Source organism: Streptococcus oralis (genome assembly GCF_026782125.1).
In the GTDB taxonomy this organism is placed as follows: domain Bacteria; phylum Bacillota; class Bacilli; order Lactobacillales; family Streptococcaceae; genus Streptococcus; species Streptococcus oralis_CE.
In genome coordinates, this window is record NZ_JAKUVY010000005.1 from 129,281 (window position 1) to 147,310 (window position 18,030).

17 protein-coding genes are annotated in these 18,030 nt (G+C 40.8%); 13 read left to right on the plus strand and 4 right to left on the minus strand.

The genetic code is table 11. The features are described from left to right. Positions 1 to 143: 143 nt before the first annotated feature. A complete protein-coding gene (locus MK385_RS05360; RefSeq protein WP_268725475.1) occupies positions 144 to 1,523 on the plus strand; it encodes a VWA domain-containing protein in 1,380 nt (459 codons plus the stop codon). 328 nt (positions 1,524 to 1,851) lie between these two features. Then, positions 1,852 to 3,042: a methionine adenosyltransferase gene (gene metK, locus MK385_RS05365; protein WP_268725476.1), complete on the plus strand. Its 1,191-nt coding sequence runs from the start codon at positions 1,852 to 1,854 to the stop codon at positions 3,040 to 3,042. Between the two features lie 67 nt (positions 3,043 to 3,109). Here the strand turns inward: metK and MK385_RS05370 are convergent, their stop codons facing one another. The 4 genes from MK385_RS05370 to MK385_RS05385 form a co-directional block, all read right to left on the minus strand. Continuing rightward, a complete protein-coding gene (locus MK385_RS05370; protein ID WP_000767203.1) occupies positions 3,110 to 3,409 on the minus strand; it encodes a DUF1827 family protein in 300 nt (99 codons plus the stop codon). A 58-nt stretch (positions 3,410 to 3,467) separates the two neighbouring features. After that, positions 3,468 to 3,920: an NUDIX hydrolase gene (locus tag MK385_RS05375; protein WP_139658804.1), complete on the minus strand. Its 453-nt coding sequence runs from the start codon at positions 3,918 to 3,920 to the stop codon at positions 3,468 to 3,470. A 130-nt stretch (positions 3,921 to 4,050) separates the two neighbouring features. Next, entirely contained in the window at positions 4,051 to 6,309 is a 2,259-nt protein-coding gene (locus tag MK385_RS05380; RefSeq protein WP_268725477.1) for an ATP-dependent Clp protease ATP-binding subunit, read from the minus strand. A 238-nt stretch (positions 6,310 to 6,547) separates the two neighbouring features. Beyond that, complete coding sequence (locus MK385_RS05385) at positions 6,548 to 6,778, minus strand: DUF1797 family protein (RefSeq protein ID WP_000443577.1); 231 nt, start codon at positions 6,776 to 6,778, stop codon at positions 6,548 to 6,550. Positions 6,779 to 6,969: 191 nt separating this feature from the next. Here MK385_RS05385 and MK385_RS05390 point away from each other — a divergent pair, with 191 nt between their 5' ends. The 11 genes from MK385_RS05390 (at position 6,970) to MK385_RS05440 (ending at position 17,986) form a co-directional block, all read left to right on the plus strand. Next, positions 6,970 to 7,653, plus strand: coding sequence for an amino acid ABC transporter permease (locus tag MK385_RS05390; RefSeq protein ID WP_268725478.1), 684 nt, complete (start codon positions 6,970 to 6,972; stop codon positions 7,651 to 7,653). Continuing rightward, positions 7,653 to 8,387, plus strand: coding sequence for an amino acid ABC transporter ATP-binding protein (locus tag MK385_RS05395; RefSeq protein WP_000140925.1), 735 nt, complete (start codon positions 7,653 to 7,655; stop codon positions 8,385 to 8,387). Before MK385_RS05390 ends, MK385_RS05395 begins: the two co-directional genes overlap by 1 nt. 33 nt (positions 8,388 to 8,420) lie before the next feature. Next, positions 8,421 to 8,741 (plus strand): TfoX/Sxy family protein, encoded by a 321-nt coding sequence (locus MK385_RS05400; protein ID WP_268725479.1) that lies wholly within the window; start codon positions 8,421 to 8,423, stop codon positions 8,739 to 8,741. Between the two features lie 149 nt (positions 8,742 to 8,890). Beyond that, entirely contained in the window at positions 8,891 to 9,748 is an 858-nt protein-coding gene (locus MK385_RS05405; RefSeq protein ID WP_268725480.1) for a bifunctional methylenetetrahydrofolate dehydrogenase/methenyltetrahydrofolate cyclohydrolase, read from the plus strand. Positions 9,749 to 9,752: 4 nt separating this feature from the next. Further along, the gene (locus MK385_RS05410; protein ID WP_268725481.1) at positions 9,753 to 10,526 is read left to right on the plus strand and encodes an HAD hydrolase family protein; all 774 of its coding nucleotides are present in this window, start codon (positions 9,753 to 9,755) and stop codon (positions 10,524 to 10,526) included. 52 nt (positions 10,527 to 10,578) lie between these two features. Then, on the plus strand, positions 10,579 to 11,400 hold the full coding sequence (locus MK385_RS05415) for a phosphate ABC transporter ATPase (RefSeq protein WP_268725482.1): 822 nt from the start codon (positions 10,579 to 10,581) through the stop codon (positions 11,398 to 11,400). A gap of 14 nt (positions 11,401 to 11,414) precedes the next feature. Continuing rightward, the gene (locus MK385_RS05420; RefSeq protein WP_268725483.1) at positions 11,415 to 12,266 is read left to right on the plus strand and encodes an NAD(P)H-hydrate dehydratase; all 852 of its coding nucleotides are present in this window, start codon (positions 11,415 to 11,417) and stop codon (positions 12,264 to 12,266) included. A gap of 199 nt (positions 12,267 to 12,465) precedes the next feature. Further along, on the plus strand, positions 12,466 to 14,955 hold the full coding sequence (locus MK385_RS05425; RefSeq protein ID WP_412079890.1) for a bifunctional DnaQ family exonuclease/ATP-dependent helicase: 2,490 nt from the start codon (positions 12,466 to 12,468) through the stop codon (positions 14,953 to 14,955). Positions 14,956 to 14,960: 5 nt separating this feature from the next. Next, on the plus strand, positions 14,961 to 16,184 hold the full coding sequence (locus MK385_RS05430) for an FtsW/RodA/SpoVE family cell cycle protein (RefSeq protein ID WP_061427037.1): 1,224 nt from the start codon (positions 14,961 to 14,963) through the stop codon (positions 16,182 to 16,184). 10 nt (positions 16,185 to 16,194) lie between these two features. Next, positions 16,195 to 16,749 carry a DJ-1 family glyoxalase III gene (locus MK385_RS05435; protein ID WP_268725485.1) on the plus strand — a complete coding sequence of 185 codons (555 nt, stop codon included), beginning with the start codon at positions 16,195 to 16,197 and terminating at the stop codon, positions 16,747 to 16,749. A gap of 373 nt (positions 16,750 to 17,122) precedes the next feature. After that, positions 17,123 to 17,986, plus strand: coding sequence for a helix-turn-helix domain-containing protein (locus tag MK385_RS05440; protein WP_044021065.1), 864 nt, complete (start codon positions 17,123 to 17,125; stop codon positions 17,984 to 17,986). Positions 17,987 to 18,030 lie beyond the last annotated feature (44 nt).

Consider the following 18,030-nt stretch of genomic DNA (forward strand, 5'->3'; position numbering starts at 1 on the left):
GTGTTAGCTTTAAAACTTGTTTTTAGACCAATGTTTTATTAAAATTGTAAGGAAAAAAATTGAAAACTATACAAATTTGTGTTATCATACTATAAAACAATCGGATTATACCATTTGATCCGTGAAAAGAAAAGGGGACTTCTATGGATAAATCATTTATGAAACAACAACGTTTTTCATTCCGTAAAATGAAAGTTGGGTTGGCTTCTGTAGCAATTTTGTTTGCTTTTGCTCAGGTCGGACAAGTGTCTGCAGATGAAACAACACAACCGGCATCTACTTCAGCTGAAACAGTAAAGAAAACCGAAGCAAATAAATCGGCAGTCGAAGTTGCTGTAGCAGAAATTAAAGCTGATGAGGCGAAACCAGTCGTTAACCAATCAGATGCAAAACCTGGAGAACTTGTTGATGTTTCTAAGAAGGTTTCACCTATTGACGTGAAAGAACGCCAAGAAGGTGATCAAAAGATTCATGAAGAAACTGCAACAGTCGAAGTCACAAAGACAGAAGTGGCTCCTGTAAAAAGCGAAGAACTTCCTGCTCCAAAGACTGAAACAACTGAGAGTACAGTGAGCGGGAAAGATGAAGATGGAAATTCTTATACCCAATATGAACGTGTTGATAAAACAACTACAGTCGAAATCAAGAAAGCGACAAGAACGATTTCAAAATCTAACTCTGCCGATATCGTTTTTGTTGTTGACCGTTCAGCATCTATGTCTCGAACTATTGACACTGTCCGTAACAATATCAATGAGTTTGCAAGAAATCTTGCTAAAGATGGAGTAGCAGCACGTTTTGGATTAGCTACCTTTAGTGATGAAGTATTTGGACGTATAGGTGGATTAGCAGATGAGGGTACAATTTTAACAAAATTTAATGAATCTTATTTTACCTCTGACCCAGCTGAGCTTGAAAAAGCCTTAGCAGGCATTAAGCTTGCACATGGTGGAGACTTCCCTGAAACATCTACACCTACTCTTACACAAATTGTTTCAACCTACGACTGGTCTAAGTCACCTAAAAATAAAAAGTTTGTCGTATTGTTGACAGATGCTCCAATGAAGGAGGATCCTTCAATTCCAACGATGGCGAATACTCTTGCGTCTTTGAAAGCCGCAAAAATCGAAAGAATTGTTGCAACTTCGACAGGGACCGATATTAGCTATAAAGATTTTGTATCTGAAGGTCGATTAATGAATATTAATCGTAACTTGGCTGATTCTTTAACTAAGGATGCAACTACATGGATTGTTGAAACTGTGACTGAAGGACACAATTACAAGGTAACGAAAGATAATTACCAATTTTACCTAGAACGTCGTACAACACTACCTATTGCTCAGACAGGAAGTGCGACTCCAACTACCACAGTTCCAGTAGCTACAGCTTATAAAAAAGAAGTGACGAAACTCCCTGATACAGGAAGTAATGATACAGCGAACTATGGTATTGTGGGACTTGGCCTCCTAATGGCTGGACTTGGCTTAACTGTAAGCAATAGAAAGTCTAAGGAACAGTAAACCTAACTGGAAGATTGTTTGTAAGAACATTGTGATAAAAAAATAGGTAGTTTGTAAACGAAGTATGCAGATAAACATAGGTATGACCTTCTGTATTATGGAGTACAGGCCGAATTTTTATGACGAGAAAAGAGCCGTAAGGTTCTTTTTTTGATTTAGAGAAAATACTGCAAAAAAAAGTAAAAAGTGGTATAATGATAAGGTTATATAGTCCCGATAAGGTGGTAGAAAGGTCTATTTTTCTTTCGAGTCGCAACCCGTAGAGGATAGGATTTTTTATCAGTACTTTGTAACTCTATAACAATATTTTTTAAGGGGGGACATTTTTATGTCAGAACGTAAATTATTCACGTCTGAATCTGTATCTGAGGGGCATCCAGATAAGATTGCAGACCAAATTTCAGATGCGATTTTGGATGCTATTTTAGCAAAGGATCCAGAGGCGCACGTTGCTGCTGAGACAGCTGTCTACACTGGTTCCGTCCATGTTTTTGGTGAAATTTCTACACATGCTTATGTGGATATTAACCGTGTGGTTCGTGACACCATTGCAGAGATTGGTTATACCAATACAGAGTATGGTTTTTCTGCGGAAACAGTTGGAGTTCATCCATCGCTTGTTGAGCAGTCACCAGATATCGCCCAAGGGGTTAACGAAGCCTTGGAGGTTCGTGGAAATGCAGATCAAGATCCGCTTGACTTGATTGGAGCTGGAGACCAAGGGCTCATGTTTGGATTTGCGGTGGATGAGACAGAAGAACTCATGCCATTGCCAATCTCACTCAGCCACAAGCTAGTTCGTCGTTTGGCAGAACTTCGTAAGTCTGGTGAAACCAGCTATCTCCGTCCAGATGCTAAATCACAAGTTACAGTTGAGTATGATGAAAATGACCGTCCGGTACGTGTGGACACAGTCGTGATTTCAACTCAGCACGATCCAGAAGTTAGCAATGAACAAATTCACAATGATGTGATTAGCAAGGTTATCAAAGAGGTGATCCCGGCTTCTTACTTGGATGAACAAACAAAATTCTTCATCAATCCAACTGGTCGTTTTGTAATCGGTGGACCTCAAGGGGACTCAGGTTTGACTGGTCGTAAGATTATCGTGGATACCTATGGTGGCTACTCTCGCCATGGTGGTGGTGCCTTCTCTGGTAAAGATGCGACGAAGGTGGACCGTTCAGCCTCTTATGCAGCTCGCTACATTGCCAAGAACATCGTTGCAGCAGGTCTTGCTAAGAAGGCAGAAGTGCAATTGGCCTACGCTATCGGTGTTGCGCAGCCTGTTTCTGTCCGTATCGATACTTTTGGTACTGGAACGGTAGCTGAAAGCAAGCTTGAAAAAGCAGCGCGTCAAATCTTTGACCTTCGCCCTGCAGGAATTATCCAAATGCTGGATCTCAAACGTCCAATTTACCGTCAAACAGCGGCTTATGGACACATGGGACGTACAGATATTGACCTTCCTTGGGAACGTTTGGACAAGGTAGACGCTTTGAAAGAAGCTGTGAAATAAAACTAAAAGATTGGTAGAAACTACCAATCTTTTTTTGCAAAAGAAAACCAGCTTTTGGCTGGTCTTCTTATTTTATAGGGATTGAAATCTCAATCAATTTATCAGAATAAAGCGTCTTGATATTGGCTTCATCAATGCTTTCCTTGTCGATTTTACGTTTTAAGAAGAAGTCTTGGATAGTTTCGATTTCAGGTTCACGAATAGCACGGTGTTTGTTGGAAATGAGGATTTCATAGTGAAGCGGGGCTTGTGTGAAAACTACATCTGTGTTTCCAGCAGAATAGACCTCGACAAGAGTTGCGTCTGTGCTTTCTAATTGGCTTTTAACAAGTTGCGAGTGTGAGTTTGTCGTATTGATAAGCTTCATAACAGTTCCTCCGATTTTCTAACTCTATTATAGCACTTTTTGGATAAAATCGTGTATTTTAGTCAATTTTATGCTGGATTTTCCAAGCTTCTATTCCCCATTTATGGCTACCACGTTTGAGTTTTTCAATTGCTTCATCAACAGGAAACCAAGTAATATGATTAAAATCTTCTAATGGTTTTTGTACTTTTTGGAAAGAAGTAGCTTCATAGAGATAAGCTGGGTTGTAGTAGTAGGTATCACGGTGGCGAGAGTAGAAATATTCATCAGCTTGCCCATAATAGGTTCCAATCTCAGCTGTAAAGCCAAGTTCTTCGATTAGTTCTCTCTTCAGTGCTTCTTGATGATCTTCGCCTGCTTCAATTTCTCCACCTGGCAAGAACCAAGCACCATTGGGAGCTTGAACTAAGACAATTTGTTTTTTTTCTGCATCCGGAATAACTGCGTACACACCATAGCGGGGCTGGTAGGTTACATTCTCTTTTTTAACGCCAAAAGTTGGGTTTGCCATTGCATTTTCCTCATTCTCTAGTATCTTTATTATTATCATAATGGACGAGGGGCAAGCTGTCAAGGTTTTGAATTTATTTTAGTAAAAAAAGTGCAGAAAATGATAGACTTTCTGCACTTGTTAGATAGATTTATTCTTCTATTTCAGAAGCAATCTCTTCTGTTTTCTCAGTTTTTTTGGCAGATTTGATTTGAATATTACCATTACTTGTCATAACTGCCTTGAGGGTTTTCTCACTTGGATTTTCAAGGTAGAAGTCAGTGATGGCATCCTCGATATAGTCTTGAATGGTGCGGCGGAGTGGGCGCGCCCCCATTTTTGGATCATAACCTAGGTCAACCAACTTTTCCTTGACTTTGTCAGTCACATCGAGGTGGATATTGTTGCTAGAGAGGCGTTTGTTGACATCCGCTAGCATGAGTTCGACGATTTGGAGAAGGTTGTCCTTGCTGAGAGGTTTAAATTCGATGATGCCGTCAAAACGGTTCATAAACTCAGGACTAAAGAAGTTACCAAGTTCACCAAGAACAGAATTAGTACGTCCTTCACGAGCAGCTCCAAACCCAACACTGGCTTCGGCCTTACCCGTACCGGCATTTGAGGTCATAATAATGATAGCATCCTTAAAGCTAACTGTTCGTCCTTGCCCATCTGTCAAACGACCATCGTCCAAGACTTGAAGGAACATGTGCATCACATCTGGATGGGCTTTCTCGACCTCATCGAGAAGGATAAGAGAATATGGATTGCGACGAACTTTTTCTGTTAATTGACCAGCTTCATCATAGCCGACATAACCTGGAGGGGCTCCGACTAATTTAGCCACACTGTGTTTTTCCATGTATTCACTCATATCAAAGCGAATCATGCTGTCAGCAGAACCAAAGAGTTCAATGGCTAGTTGTTTAGAGAGTTCTGTCTTACCGACACCAGTTGGTCCGACAAAGAGGAAACTTCCGATTGGGCGGTTAGGAGTTCCAAGACCAACACGATTACGACGGATGGCCTTGGCAATCTTATCAACAGCTTCATCTTGTCCGATAACATGGGCCTTGAGGTCGTCTGCTAGATGGATAAGCTGAGACTGTTCTTTTTCTTTTAGCTCCCCAACAGGGATATTAGTTTTCTGCTCAATGATATGCTCAATGGTTTTCTCGCTAATGATAGGAGTATCCTGGTCAGTCACCTTGTTTTTCTGCATTTCCTTGTACTTGGCAATCTGATCGCGGAAATAGGCAGCCTTTTCAAAGTCTTCCTCTCGAGTAGCCTGAGCCTTGAGATTCTCAGCTTCAATTAAACGCTGATCAATCACTTTAGGATCAACAAAGTTCAGCGTCAGATTCATCTTAGAACCAGCTTCATCCAACAGGTCAATAGCCTTGTCTGGCAAGAAGCGGTCTTGGATATAGCGGTTGGAAAGATTTGCAGCAGCTTCGATAGCAGCATCAGTATACTTGACGTGATGGTAGTCTTCGTATTTCTTTTGAACCCCTTTAAGGATGATAATGGTTTCTTCGACAGTTGGTTCATCTACCTTGACAGGCTGCATACGGCGCTCTAGGGCAGCGTCTTTTTCAATGATACGGTATTCATTGAGAGTAGTGGCACCGACCATTTGCAATTCACCACGGGCAAGGGCTGGTTTGAGGATATTTCCTGCATCTATATTGCCATCGCCTGCTGACCCTGCACCAACAATTTCATGGATTTCGTCGATAAAGAGGATGATGTCCTCGCGTTTGCGAATTTCTTCCATGAGCTTTTGCATTCGTTCTTCAAATTGGCCTCGAATCCCTGTTCCTTGGACTAGACTGACCACATCCAGACGGATGACCTGCTTGCCTTGGAGTTTATGGGGAACATCGCCATCAACAATCTTCTGAGCTAGACCTTCAACAACGGCTGTTTTACCAACACCTGGTTCTCCGATAAGGACAGGGTTGTTCTTGGTTCGACGGTTGAGGATTTCGATAACGCGGATAATCTCCTCATCTCGACCAATAACAGGGTCAATATCTCCCCGACGAGCAATCTCAGTAATATTGATACCATATTCCTCTAAGAGTCCTCTTTCTTGGCTAGGAGGTGTTTGAAGTGGGCCGCGGTTTTGAGGCCCATAGCCACCGCTTCCTCCGTATCCCCCACCAGATTGAGTTGGAGGGACGTTATTAGAAGAAGGTTTGAAATTGTTCAAATCATTGAAAAAGTCGCCGAAGGGATCAAAGTCATGATTATTTAAGTCAGTCATTCCTTTAAAGAGGGTATTATTTGGATCTGTTTTGATAATTTTATAGCAATTTTGACAGAGATCAATTTGCTTTTGCTGTCCATTGATATTGGTATACAGATGAATTGTTGAGTCGTTAATTTTACAGTTTTGACAGAGCATACATCTACCTCATTTCATTCTTATTTTTGGCCTAAGAAAAAAGGTCAAAAATAGTCAAAGTTTTATACTCTCATTATAGCATGATTAAGATGTAAAGCAAGTAAAAAGATTGGGAAGTGATCGTTTTTAAAAGAGGGATTCATGGAGAATCCAGCGGCATTAAAGGTAAGAAAAAATCCCATTTGTGGTGACAAAAAGGATTCTCATTCATCGGGCCTTACTGCCCGTTGTTTTTATATTAGTAAAGGAGTTCGTAGATCTCCATTGCAATCAAATCAATGCTATCAAAAGTATAAGTTTCACGAGCCTCTACATCGCGAAGGGTGAAGAGTGATCCGTTTTCTTCGTCGTGGCTGTATGCAACTTCTGCGACAACAACACCTTCACGTTCAAAATTACGTTTTAGATTTCCACCATCTTTTGTCATTGCTTCTAGGCGGTTAATGATTCTAACCAAATGTGATTCCATTTTGATTCTCCTCCATTTCTTATCGTTTCTATTTTACCATAAACAAGAGGTAGTTGACTAGAAAAAAACTGTGATTTCTCTCTATTTCTCTATTCTATCAAGTTAATTGGTAAAATTAGAGAAAAAGGATTGCATTTTAATTCAATTTATGTTATAATAATACAATCTAATATATAGAAAGTTGATTGAATATGAATTTTTCTTTTTTACCAAAGTATTTACCGTATTTTAACTATGGTGCTCTGATTACCGTGTTAATTTCCATCTTTGTTGTCTGCTTAGGAACTATTATAGGTGTGTTACTGGCCTTTGCTCAGCGATCACGCCTCAAACCTCTCGTTTGGTTTGCAAATGTGTATGTTTGGATCTTCCGTGGAACTCCGATGATGGTTCAGATTATGATTGCCTTTGCTCTTATGCATATCAATGCTCCGACTATTCAAGTGGGAATTTTAGGAGTTGATCTTTCTCGTTTGATTCCTGGTATTCTGATTATTTCTATGAACAGTGGAGCTTACGTTTCAGAAACCGTTCGTGCGGGGATCAATGCGGTTCCTAAAGGGCAGTTAGAGGCCGCATATTCTCTCGGTATTCGTCCGAAAAATGCCATGCGTTATGTCATTTTGCCACAGGCTATCAAAAATATTCTTCCGGCGCTGGGAAATGAATTTATCACCATTATCAAGGATAGTTCTCTCTTGTCTGCGATTGGGGTGATGGAGTTGTGGAATGGTGCAACGACTGTAGCAACAACAACTTATTTACCGTTGACTCCTCTTTTATTTGCAGCCTTTTACTACTTGATTATGACCTCTGTTTTGACAGTGGCGTTGAAAGCATTTGAAAAACATATTGGACAAGGAGACAAGAAATAATGACAGAAACCTTGATTAAAATTGAAGAACTACATAAGTCTTTTGGGAAAAATGAAGTTTTAAAAGGCATCAACCTTGAGATTAAACGAGGAGAAGTTGTGGTCATTATCGGTCCGTCAGGGAGCGGGAAATCAACTCTCCTTCGTTCGATGAATCTCCTTGAAGAAGCAAGTAAAGGTAAGGTTATCTTTGAAGGAGTTGATATCACAGATAAGAAAAATGACCTTTTTGCTATGCGTGAAAAGATGGGCATGGTATTCCAACAATTCAACCTCTTTCCCAATATGACAGTGATGGAAAATATCACTTTGTCACCAATTAAAACCAAAGGAGAAAGCAAGGAAGTTGCAGAGAAAAGAGCACAGGAACTGTTAGAAAAAGTTGGCTTACCAGATAAGGCAACGGCCTATCCACAGAGTTTGTCAGGTGGACAGCAACAACGGATTGCTATTGCACGTGGACTTGCTATGGAACCAGATGTTTTGCTCTTTGATGAGCCGACTTCAGCCCTAGACCCTGAGATGGTTGGGGAAGTCCTAGCTGTTATGCAAGACCTCGCTAAATCAGGGATGACTATGGTGATTGTGACGCATGAAATGGGCTTTGCGCGTGAGGTGGCAGATCGTGTTATCTTTATGGCGGATGGAGTTGTTGTCGAAGATGGAACGCCAGAAGAGATTTTCGATCAAACAAAAGAACAACGGACCAAGGAATTTTTGAGTAAGGTTTTGTAAGACCTCATTTTTAGAAGAAATGGAGTAGGCATCATGGCTTCCAGTAAAGAATATTTAGATTTTATTCTCGAACAGCTATCAGAGCTAGAGGAGATGAGTTATCGTCAAATGATGGGTGAGTATATCCTTTATTATCGTGGGAAGATTATTGGGGGAATTTATGATAATCGTTTGTTACTGAAGCCTGTGAAGGTGGTCATGGATCAATTGGAACAGACTAGGCTTGAACGACCTTATGAAGGAGCCAAAGAGATGATTTTACTAGAAGACCTTGAAGATAAGTCATTTTTAGCGAGACTGATCAAGGATATGTATGAAGTCTTACCGGCTCCAAAAATTAAAAAGAAAGCATGACAGATTTACCTAATATCAATAGGCACTAAAAGCTCGACAAGAGCTTTTTCTTATAGTTTCAAACTATAAGGGCTATTAGTCAGGAAGTGTTAGAATGGCAAGGTATTTTTTGATATAATAGAGGATATTTGACAGAAAAGAGAAGTGATATGACACAGATTATTGATGGGAAGGCTCTTGCAGCTAAGTTACAAGGACAGTTAGCTGAAAAGACTGCCAAACTAAAAGAAGAAACAGGTTTAGTTCCAGGTTTGGTGGTGATTTTGGTTGGGGACAATCCAGCCAGCCAAGTCTACGTTCGCAATAAGGAACGATCAGCCCTTGCTGCTGGCTTCCGTAGTGAAGTAGTGCGAGTTCCAGAGACCATTACCCAAGCGGAATTATTAGACTTGATTGCCAAATACAATCAAGATCCAGCTTGGCATGGGATTTTGGTCCAGTTGCCTTTACCAAAACATATTGACGAAGAGGCAGTTTTATTAGCCATTGACCCCGAAAAAGACGTGGATGGTTTCCATCCCCTAAACATGGGGCGTCTCTGGTCTGGGCATCCAGTTATGATTCCTTCGACACCTGCAGGGATTATGGAGATGTTTCATGAGTATGGGATTGAGCTAGAAGGTAAAAATGCAGTCGTTATTGGTCGTTCGAATATCGTTGGAAAACCGATGGCCCAGCTTCTTTTAGACAAGAATGCTACTGTTACTCTAACTCATTCCCGTACAAAAGATCTAGCTCAAGTAGCATCGCAAGCGGATATTCTTGTCGTAGCTATCGGTCGTGCCAAGTTTGTGACTGCTGACTTTGTCAAACCAGGTGCAGTTGTCATTGATGTAGGGATGAACCGAGATGAAAATGGCAAGCTTTGTGGAGATGTTGACTATGATGCCGTTGCACCACTTGTCAGTCACATCACGCCAGTACCTGGTGGAGTTGGCCCTATGACCATTACCATGCTGATGGAGCAAACCTATCAAGCAGCGCTTCGTACACTGAACAAGGATTAGGAAAATGAAATTCGTATTTGATCTGGATGGGACGCTGTCTTTCGACTATATGACCATAGATGAGGAGATTAAGCAGGTTCTTTTAAAGGCTAGCGATTATGGACACGAGGTTGTATTTGCCTCAGCTCGCTCATATCGGGATTGTTTGGGCTTATTAGGTACCGATCTCAGTCAGCGCTTGGTTATAGGTTTGAATGGTGGCGTAGCCTATCATCTGGGGAAGGCTATCTTCGAAAGGAATCTCGATGCTAGAGTTTATCAGGCGCTAGTGGATTATTGCCAGACCTACAATCTCCCTTTTTTTGCAGATGATTGCTTTGACTATAGCGGTCAGATTGTAGAGAAGATTCCATTTATCTCCAGTGTAGATCCCCTAAAGGTGGCTCGTCATCAGAAACTTGAGGACTTGGGTACTCCGATTAAGGTAGTCGTCTATATGGGTGAACATGAGGATTTGCTTGATGATCTGCTAGGTCAGTTAGAAAGACTGGGGCAGGCTCATCTCTCCTATCATGTGCATGAAAAGTGCCTTTATGTTAATCCCTTGGATACTCATAAGGCAACAACTGTTGAAAAGTTATGTGGGGAGAACTTCATCGCTTTTGGAAATGACCAAAACGATATTGAACTATTTAAAACGTCTCTCTATTCTGTCCAGATAGGAGATTTTGCTGGCCTTACTCCATATGCAGATGAAACGTTAGAGCTAAAAGGAGAACCTTCTCCAGCAGTAGCAGCTAAAATCTTACAGACTTTTGCGGAATTTAAGGGAAAATAGATAAAAGGAGGTTTGCCCCTCCTTTTGTAGTATAATGGAGTGAGGTGATTAGATGATTTTAAAAATTTATAATGTAGAATATAGTTTACAATGGGATGGAATATACTACTTAGCACTATTTGATTATCCAAATATTCAAGAGTGGGAATTAGAAAAAATTGCTAAATTTATAGCTTACGAAAAACTTCATAAACGTCAAACAAGTATCGAGTGTGCTGATTCTTGTTTAAAAAAAGAGATTTTAGATTACATCTGTCAGCATCCCTTTCTTCCACCATTTACCCCTACAGATAAAAGAGTAGCTTCGACTTATGACCTACATAAGAGGTTAGTGACTTCAGACTACTGTAGTCATACTACGACTATAGATGCAGCGATTTCTATTTTTAAAACAGGTCAGCTCTTATCTGCTGTGAAAGCCTTTAGGCGAGATGCTGAGGAGTTGGTTTTGGATAGTCGAAATGCTGCATCTGATCCGAAAGATTATTTTGACTATGTCATGTTAGGATGGTCAAATACAAGTTCTGGTTATCGATTGGCGATGGAGCGTTTATTAGGTCGAGCTCCCTCAGAGAAAGAATTACAAGATAAGTTTATTCCTGGAGTAAGTTTTCATTTTATCTATACAGATTTGATTAAAGTTCCTGGTTATATTTTTGATGGTTACCATGTTGCAAAAATTAAGGACATGCTTAATTTATTAAGTGAGTTGTATATTTGCATTATTCCAACTCATAATAAGTGCCAATTTGAAAATATTATTCCAACTAAAATACAAGATAGGGTGCATTATCTTGACTATGCTGGAGAAGACTTAGAAGAGTGGACTAAGAAAGTCTATCAAGTTGTTTTAAAACAATCAGATAAAGGATAGTTGAGGGAAAAACGATGAAAGTGATTGATCAAGCTTTACTAGAAAAAGTCATTATTGAACGGCCTTGTCACAGCCATAAAGGAGATTACGGTCGCCTGCTCTTGCTGGGAGGGACCTATCCTTATGGGGGAGCTATCATCATGTCAGCCATTGCAGCTGTCAAAAGTGGGGCAGGGTTGGTGACTGTTGGCACGGATAAGGAAAATATTCCGGCTCTGCACAGTCATTTACCTGAGGCCATGGCATTTTCTCTTCAAGATCAGCAATTGTTAAAAGAGCAGTTGGAAAAGGCAGAAGTTGTCTTGCTAGGTCCGGGTTTGCGAGAGGATGCATTCGGAGAAGAACTCGTAAAACGGGTCTTTGACAGCCTTAGAAAAGACCAGATTTTGATTGCAGACGGCGGTGCTTTGGGCATCTTAGCAAACGGCCAGTTACCATTTCCTTCCAGTCAGCTCATCCTAACTCCCCACCAAAAGGAATGGGAAAGACTGTCTGGTATAGTTCTTGACCATCAAAATAAAGATACGACTGCTAGTGCTCTTTCAGCTTTTCCTCAAGGAACGATTCTAGTTGAGAAAGGTCCGGCAACTCGTATCTGGCAAGTCGGTCAGCCTGAATATTATCAGTTACAGGTTGGAGGCCCCTATCAAGCAACTGGTGGAATGGGAGATACACTGGCTGGTATGATTGCAGGTTTTGCAGGTCAGTTTCACCAAGTCAGCCTCTGTGAAAGAGTGGTGGTAGCGACTTACCTTCATTCAGCTATCGCGCAAGAACTAGCTCAAGAAAACTATCTTGTCTTGCCAACAGAAATTAGCAAGCTACTTCCGAAAGCAATGAAAAAAATATCTCAAAAAGGCACCTAATACCTTGGTTGTCTTTTTATGTTGATGTAGCTTTGTTGATATATTTTTCAAATACCTCAGAACCAGCGACAAACTGCTGAACTTGCGTGAAATTCTCACTTTTAAGGTCTTGATTTTTACTCAAACTCGCAAGGAAAGTGAGATTGTTATCAAAGTTGAGGGGTGTCAAATCATGCTTTTTTTGATATAATTTTTAATGATGAATGCGAGAAATGATCGGTATGTAGTCGTTGATTTAGAGGCGACCAGCACCGGAAGCAAGGCAAAAATTATTCAAGTAGGCATTGTGGTGATTGAGAATGGTGAAATCATAGATCAGTATGCGACCGATGTCAATCCCCACGAACCCTTGGATTCTCATATCAAAGAATTAACGGGTCTGACCGATCAGCGTTTGGCTGCGGCACCAGAGTTTTCTCAAGTGGCCGGAAAAATTTTTGAATTGGTTAAGGACGGTATTTTTGTTGCGCACAATGTACAGTTTGATGCTAACCTTCTTGCAGAATTCCTCTTTTTGGAAGGATATGAATTGCGTACACCGCGGGTGGATACAGTTGAGCTTGCCCAAGTTCTATATCCTCAGTTTGAAAAATACAATCTAGGTATCCTTTGTCAAGAGTTGGGCATTGAGCTGGAACATGCCCATACTGCCCTGTCAGATGCTCAGGCAACAGCTGAACTCTTGCTTTACATGCGTCAAAAACTTTTTGAGCTACCTAAAGGGCTTTTAGAAAGCTTATTAAACCTTGCAGACAACCTTCTCTATGAAAGTTATCTGGTGATTGAGGAGGTCTATCAGCAACAATCTCTCTTATCTTCGCCAGACTTGATGGAGCTTCATGGGCTTTTCCTCAAAAAGGAAAGCAAAGGCTTAGTCCCACGAAAGTTATCCAAAGATTTTGCTAAAAACATTTCTTTATTGGGGCTGGAGGAGCGACCGCAACAGTTGGAATTTGCGGAGAAGATTGAGCAATTATTGGAAGAACACCAGACTTCCTTTATCCAAGCCCAAACAGGACTGGGCAAGACTTATGGTTATCTTCTCCCAGCTTTGAACTTGGAGAGTCAAGCAGGTATCCTAGTGAGTGTTCCGACCAAAATTCTTCAAAATCAAATCATGCAAGAAGAAGGTCAGCGCTTAAAAGAGGTCTTCCACCTGGAAATTCATAGTCTCAAGGGGCCTCAAAATTACTTGAAATTGGATGCCTTTCACCGAGTTCTCTATCGATCAGAGTCCAATCGCCTCTTCACACGCTTTAAAATGCAACTGCTCATCTGGCTAACAGAGACAGAGACAGGTGACTTGGACGAAATCGGGCAGCTTTATCGCTACCAGCACTTTCTGCCAGAACTAGTCCACGATAGCAAGCTTTCAAAGAAAAGTTTATTTGCTACAGAGGATTTTTGGAAACGAGGGCAGGAAAAGGCCAAGACCAGTCGTGTTCTTCTGACCAATCATGCCTATCTGGTCACTCGTTTGGAAGACAATCCGGAGTTTGTTGACAACCGTTTGGTAATTTTGGATGAAGCTCAAAAAATATTGCTAGCTCTTGAAAATCTGGCCCAGCAGGCTTATCGCCTTGAGGAACTTGTAACCCAGCTTGATAAGTCCTTGGAGACAGAGGAAGATTTGGTTCAGAAGCGCTTGCTTGAGAGTATCGGCTTTGAATGTCGTTACTTGATGGAGCACTATCAGTCAGGTCTGAAGAATGGAAAGTGGTTGGATTCTCTTGAAGAGTTGCGCCAACATTTTTCGGAGTTAACTCTCCCAGAGTATCGAGAACTTGCAAACTTTTTCACCTCGGATCGTGAATTTTGGCTTGCTACAGCAGAGAAATCGAGCAAGGATGTCTTGATTTGTTCAAGTAAAAAAGGCCGCTTTATACTAGCAGACTTATTGCCAGAAGATTGTAGACTCCTAGGAGTATCGGCCACTCTTGAAATCAGCAATCGGGTTTCCTTAGCAGATTTATTGGGATTTCCAGACGCTCCGCTTGTTAAACTTGATGTAGCAAAACAGGAGCAACAAGAAGTCTTTCTAGTCAATGATTTTCCTCTTGTGACAGAAGTTTCGCCTTTTGACTATGCTCGTGAAGTGGCTTCTGTTATTCGAAGCTTACAAGCCTTTCAAGAACCCTTATTGGTTTTGTTTACTTCAAAAGAAATGCTGCTGGCAGTCTCGGACCTGCTCGACCAACCGCATCTAGCTCAGTATAAAAATGGGGAACCAAGCCAACTGAAAAAACGTTTTGAAAAAGGTGAACGCCAGATCTTGCTTGGAACAGGTAGTTTCTGGGAAGGAGTTGATTTTTCAACCCATCCTTGCGTGATCCAAGTGATTCCGAGATTGCCTTTCCAAAATCCCCATGAACCGTTAACCAAGAAATTAAACCAAGAACTGCGTCAAGAAGGGAAAAATCCTTTCTATGATTATCAGTTACCGATGGCGATCATTCGGTTAAAGCAAGCCCTTGGTCGTACTGTTAGACGATCTGACCAAGGTTCGATTGCTGTAATCTTAGACAGTCGTGTTGTCAGCAAGCGTTACGGCAAACAAATCGCTCAGACCTTGTCAAAAGAAAGGGATGTTCAGGTTCTTTCTAGAGAACAGCTAGAGCCTGCTGTAGCTGATTTTCTCCAATCTCGTCGCAATAGAATGAAAGAAAAATCCCAGAAAGAGAAAAGGTAAAAAATATGAAACGTTCACTCGACTCTCGAGTCGATTATAGCCTCCTCCTACCAGTGTTTTGTTTACTGGTGATTGGAGTAGTGGCCATTTATATAGCAGTTAGTCATGACTATCCAAATAATGTATTACCAATTCTAGGTCAGCAAATCGCTTGGATTTCCTTGGGGCTTGTCATTGGTTTTGTGGTCATGTTCTTTAATACCGAGTTTTTATGGAAGGTGACTCCTTATCTTTATGGCTTAGGGCTAGCTTTGATGGTCCTCCCACTTGTTTTCTACAATCCAAATCTTGTAGCGTCAACGGGTGCCAAGAACTGGGTATCAATTGGCGGAACGACACTTTTTCAGCCTTCGGAGTTCATGAAGATTTCCTATATCTTGATGTTGGCTCGAGTCATCGTACAATTCACTCAAAAACACAAGGAATGGCGACGGACTATTCCCTTGGATTTCCTATTGATTGGTTGGATGATTGCTTTTACCATCCCAGTCTTGATCCTCTTAGCCCTACAAAGTGACTTGGGGACTGCCTTGGTCTTTGTAGCTATTTTTTCCGGTATGGTTCTCCTTTCAGGTGTTTCGTGGAAGATTATCATTCCTGTTTTTGCGACAGGAGTGACTGCTGTTGCAGGCTTCATGGCCATCTTTATAAGCAAGGATGGACGTGCCTTCTTGCATCAGATTGGGATGCCAACTTACCAGATCAACCGCATCTTGGCTTGGCTCAATCCCTTTGACTTTGCACAAACAACAACATATCAACAGGCGCAGGGACAAATTGCGATTGGAAGTGGTGGCTTGTTTGGGCAAGGTTTCAATGTGTCCAATCTCCTCATTCCAGTACGTGAGAGTGATATGATTTTCACCGTAATTGCAGAAGACTTTGGCTTTATTGGTTCAGTCTTTGTGGTTGCTTTATACTTGCTTCTCATCTACCGTATGTTGAAGATTACGCTCAGGTCAAATAACCAGTTCTACACCTATATTTCGACTGGTTTTATCATGATGCTGCTCTTCCATATCTTTGAAAATATCGGTGCCGTGACAGGCTTACTTCCTTTGACAGGGATTCCTCTACCATTTATTTCTCAAGGGGGCTCCGCAATTATTAGTAACCTCATTGGTGTCGGTCTCCTCTTGTCTATGAGTTACCAAACCAATCTAGCAGAAGAGAAAAGTGGAAAAGTTCCGTTCAAACGAAAGAAAGTCGTCCTAAAACAAATCAAATAAGGAGGCCACTATGGCAACAGTAGCAGTTATCTTAGCCCAGGGTTTTGAAGAAATCGAAGCCTTGACAGTAGTCGATGTCTTGCGTCGAGCAAACATTTCTTGTGATATGGTAGGATTTGAAGAGCAGGTAACAGGATCGCATGGCATTCAGGTGAAAGCCGACCGTATCTTTGATGGCGATTTGTCCGACTATGACTTGGTCGTTCTTCCAGGCGGCATGCCAGGCTCAGCTCACCTACAGGATAATCAAGCCCTCATTTCACAGATTAAAGCATTTGATCAAGTAGGAAAGAAAATTGCTGCCATCTGTGCAGCCCCAATTGCTCTTCATCAAGCAGGTATCCTGAAAGACAAGCACTTTACTTGTTATGACGGAGTTAGGGAGCAAATTACTGACGGAATTTATCAAAAGCAAACAGTGGTTGTAGATGGCAATCTAACAACCAGCCGAGGACCGTCAACTGCCCTTGCCTTTGCCTATGAGTTGGTAGAGCAATTAGGAGGAGATGCCGAAAGTTTACGAGACGGCATGCTCTATCGAGATGTCTTTGGAAATCAACTGTAAGACGAGAGTTCGGCTCTCGTTTTTTTATTTGGTCTATGTCTAAAAAATGTTTCATATGATTGTCTTGCGATTTTATATCAAACTTTTATAAATCAATCAAGCTTCGTCTAGTATAAGAAGGAAATCTATCTCTAGAAATGTTAGTGTTTTCAAGTTGTTAGATAGAATACTTCAGATTGTTACTGAAATCAATAGATTCATGAAAAAGATATAATATTCAATAAATGCTATATTAAACGGTCTTATCATGCGAATTAATCTGCTTGTATTAATTTGAAATATAAAGTACTTTCTCTGTAATATAATTGAAACGTGTTACTAGTATATTAAAATTAGTAAGAATTTTTTGCATATACGAAACTGGGGGAGTGATATGTTGGAAACTTTCGGAAAAATATTCAAAGTCATTAGAGAATCAAAAAAAATGTCCCTGAAAGAGGTGGCTGCTGGTGATATTTCCGTGGCTCAGCTATCCCGTTTTGAACGGGGAGTTAATGGAATCACACTTGATTCTTTTTATTGTTGTTTAAAAAATATGGCCGTTTCCCTAGAGGAGTTTCAGTATGTTTACCATAATTACATTGATTCAGATGATGTGCTGTTCTCAAAAAAAGTAGCTGATGCATATCAGGAAAACAATGTTGTCAAGCTCCAAAATATTTTGTCAAGCTCAGAAGCTTTGACCGAACAGTTTCCTGAGAAGAAGAACTATAAACTCAATACGATCATTGTCAGAGCCCTTCTGTCTTCCTGTTGCTCAGATTTTCAGATTAGCAAGAAGGATATAGAATTTCTGACGGATCATCTCTTTTCTGTTGAGGAGTGGGGACGTTATGAACTCTGGCTCTTTACAAACAGTGTTGATTTGATGACCTTGGAAACGTTGGAAACCTTCGCTAGTGAGATGATCAATCGTACCCAGTTTTATAACAACCTACCTGAAAATCGCCGCCGTATTATCAAGATGCTACTTAATGTCATTAGCGTCTGTATAGAAGGAAACCATCTGCTAGTTGCTATGAGGTTTCTCAATTATCTCGACCACTCTAAAATCCCTGAAACAGATCTATATGATCGAACGCTGATTAAGTATCATAGGGCTCTGTATGCCTACAAGGTTGGAAATACTAATGCTCTCAGTGACATCGAGCAATGCCTATCTTTTTTTGAATTTTTAGATTCCTTTGGTGTTGCCCAAAAGCTTAAAGAACAGTTTGAAAGAATTTGCCTTTCATAGTTGTAGATGTGCAACAAAAAATGATCATTTTGAAAAATATACTA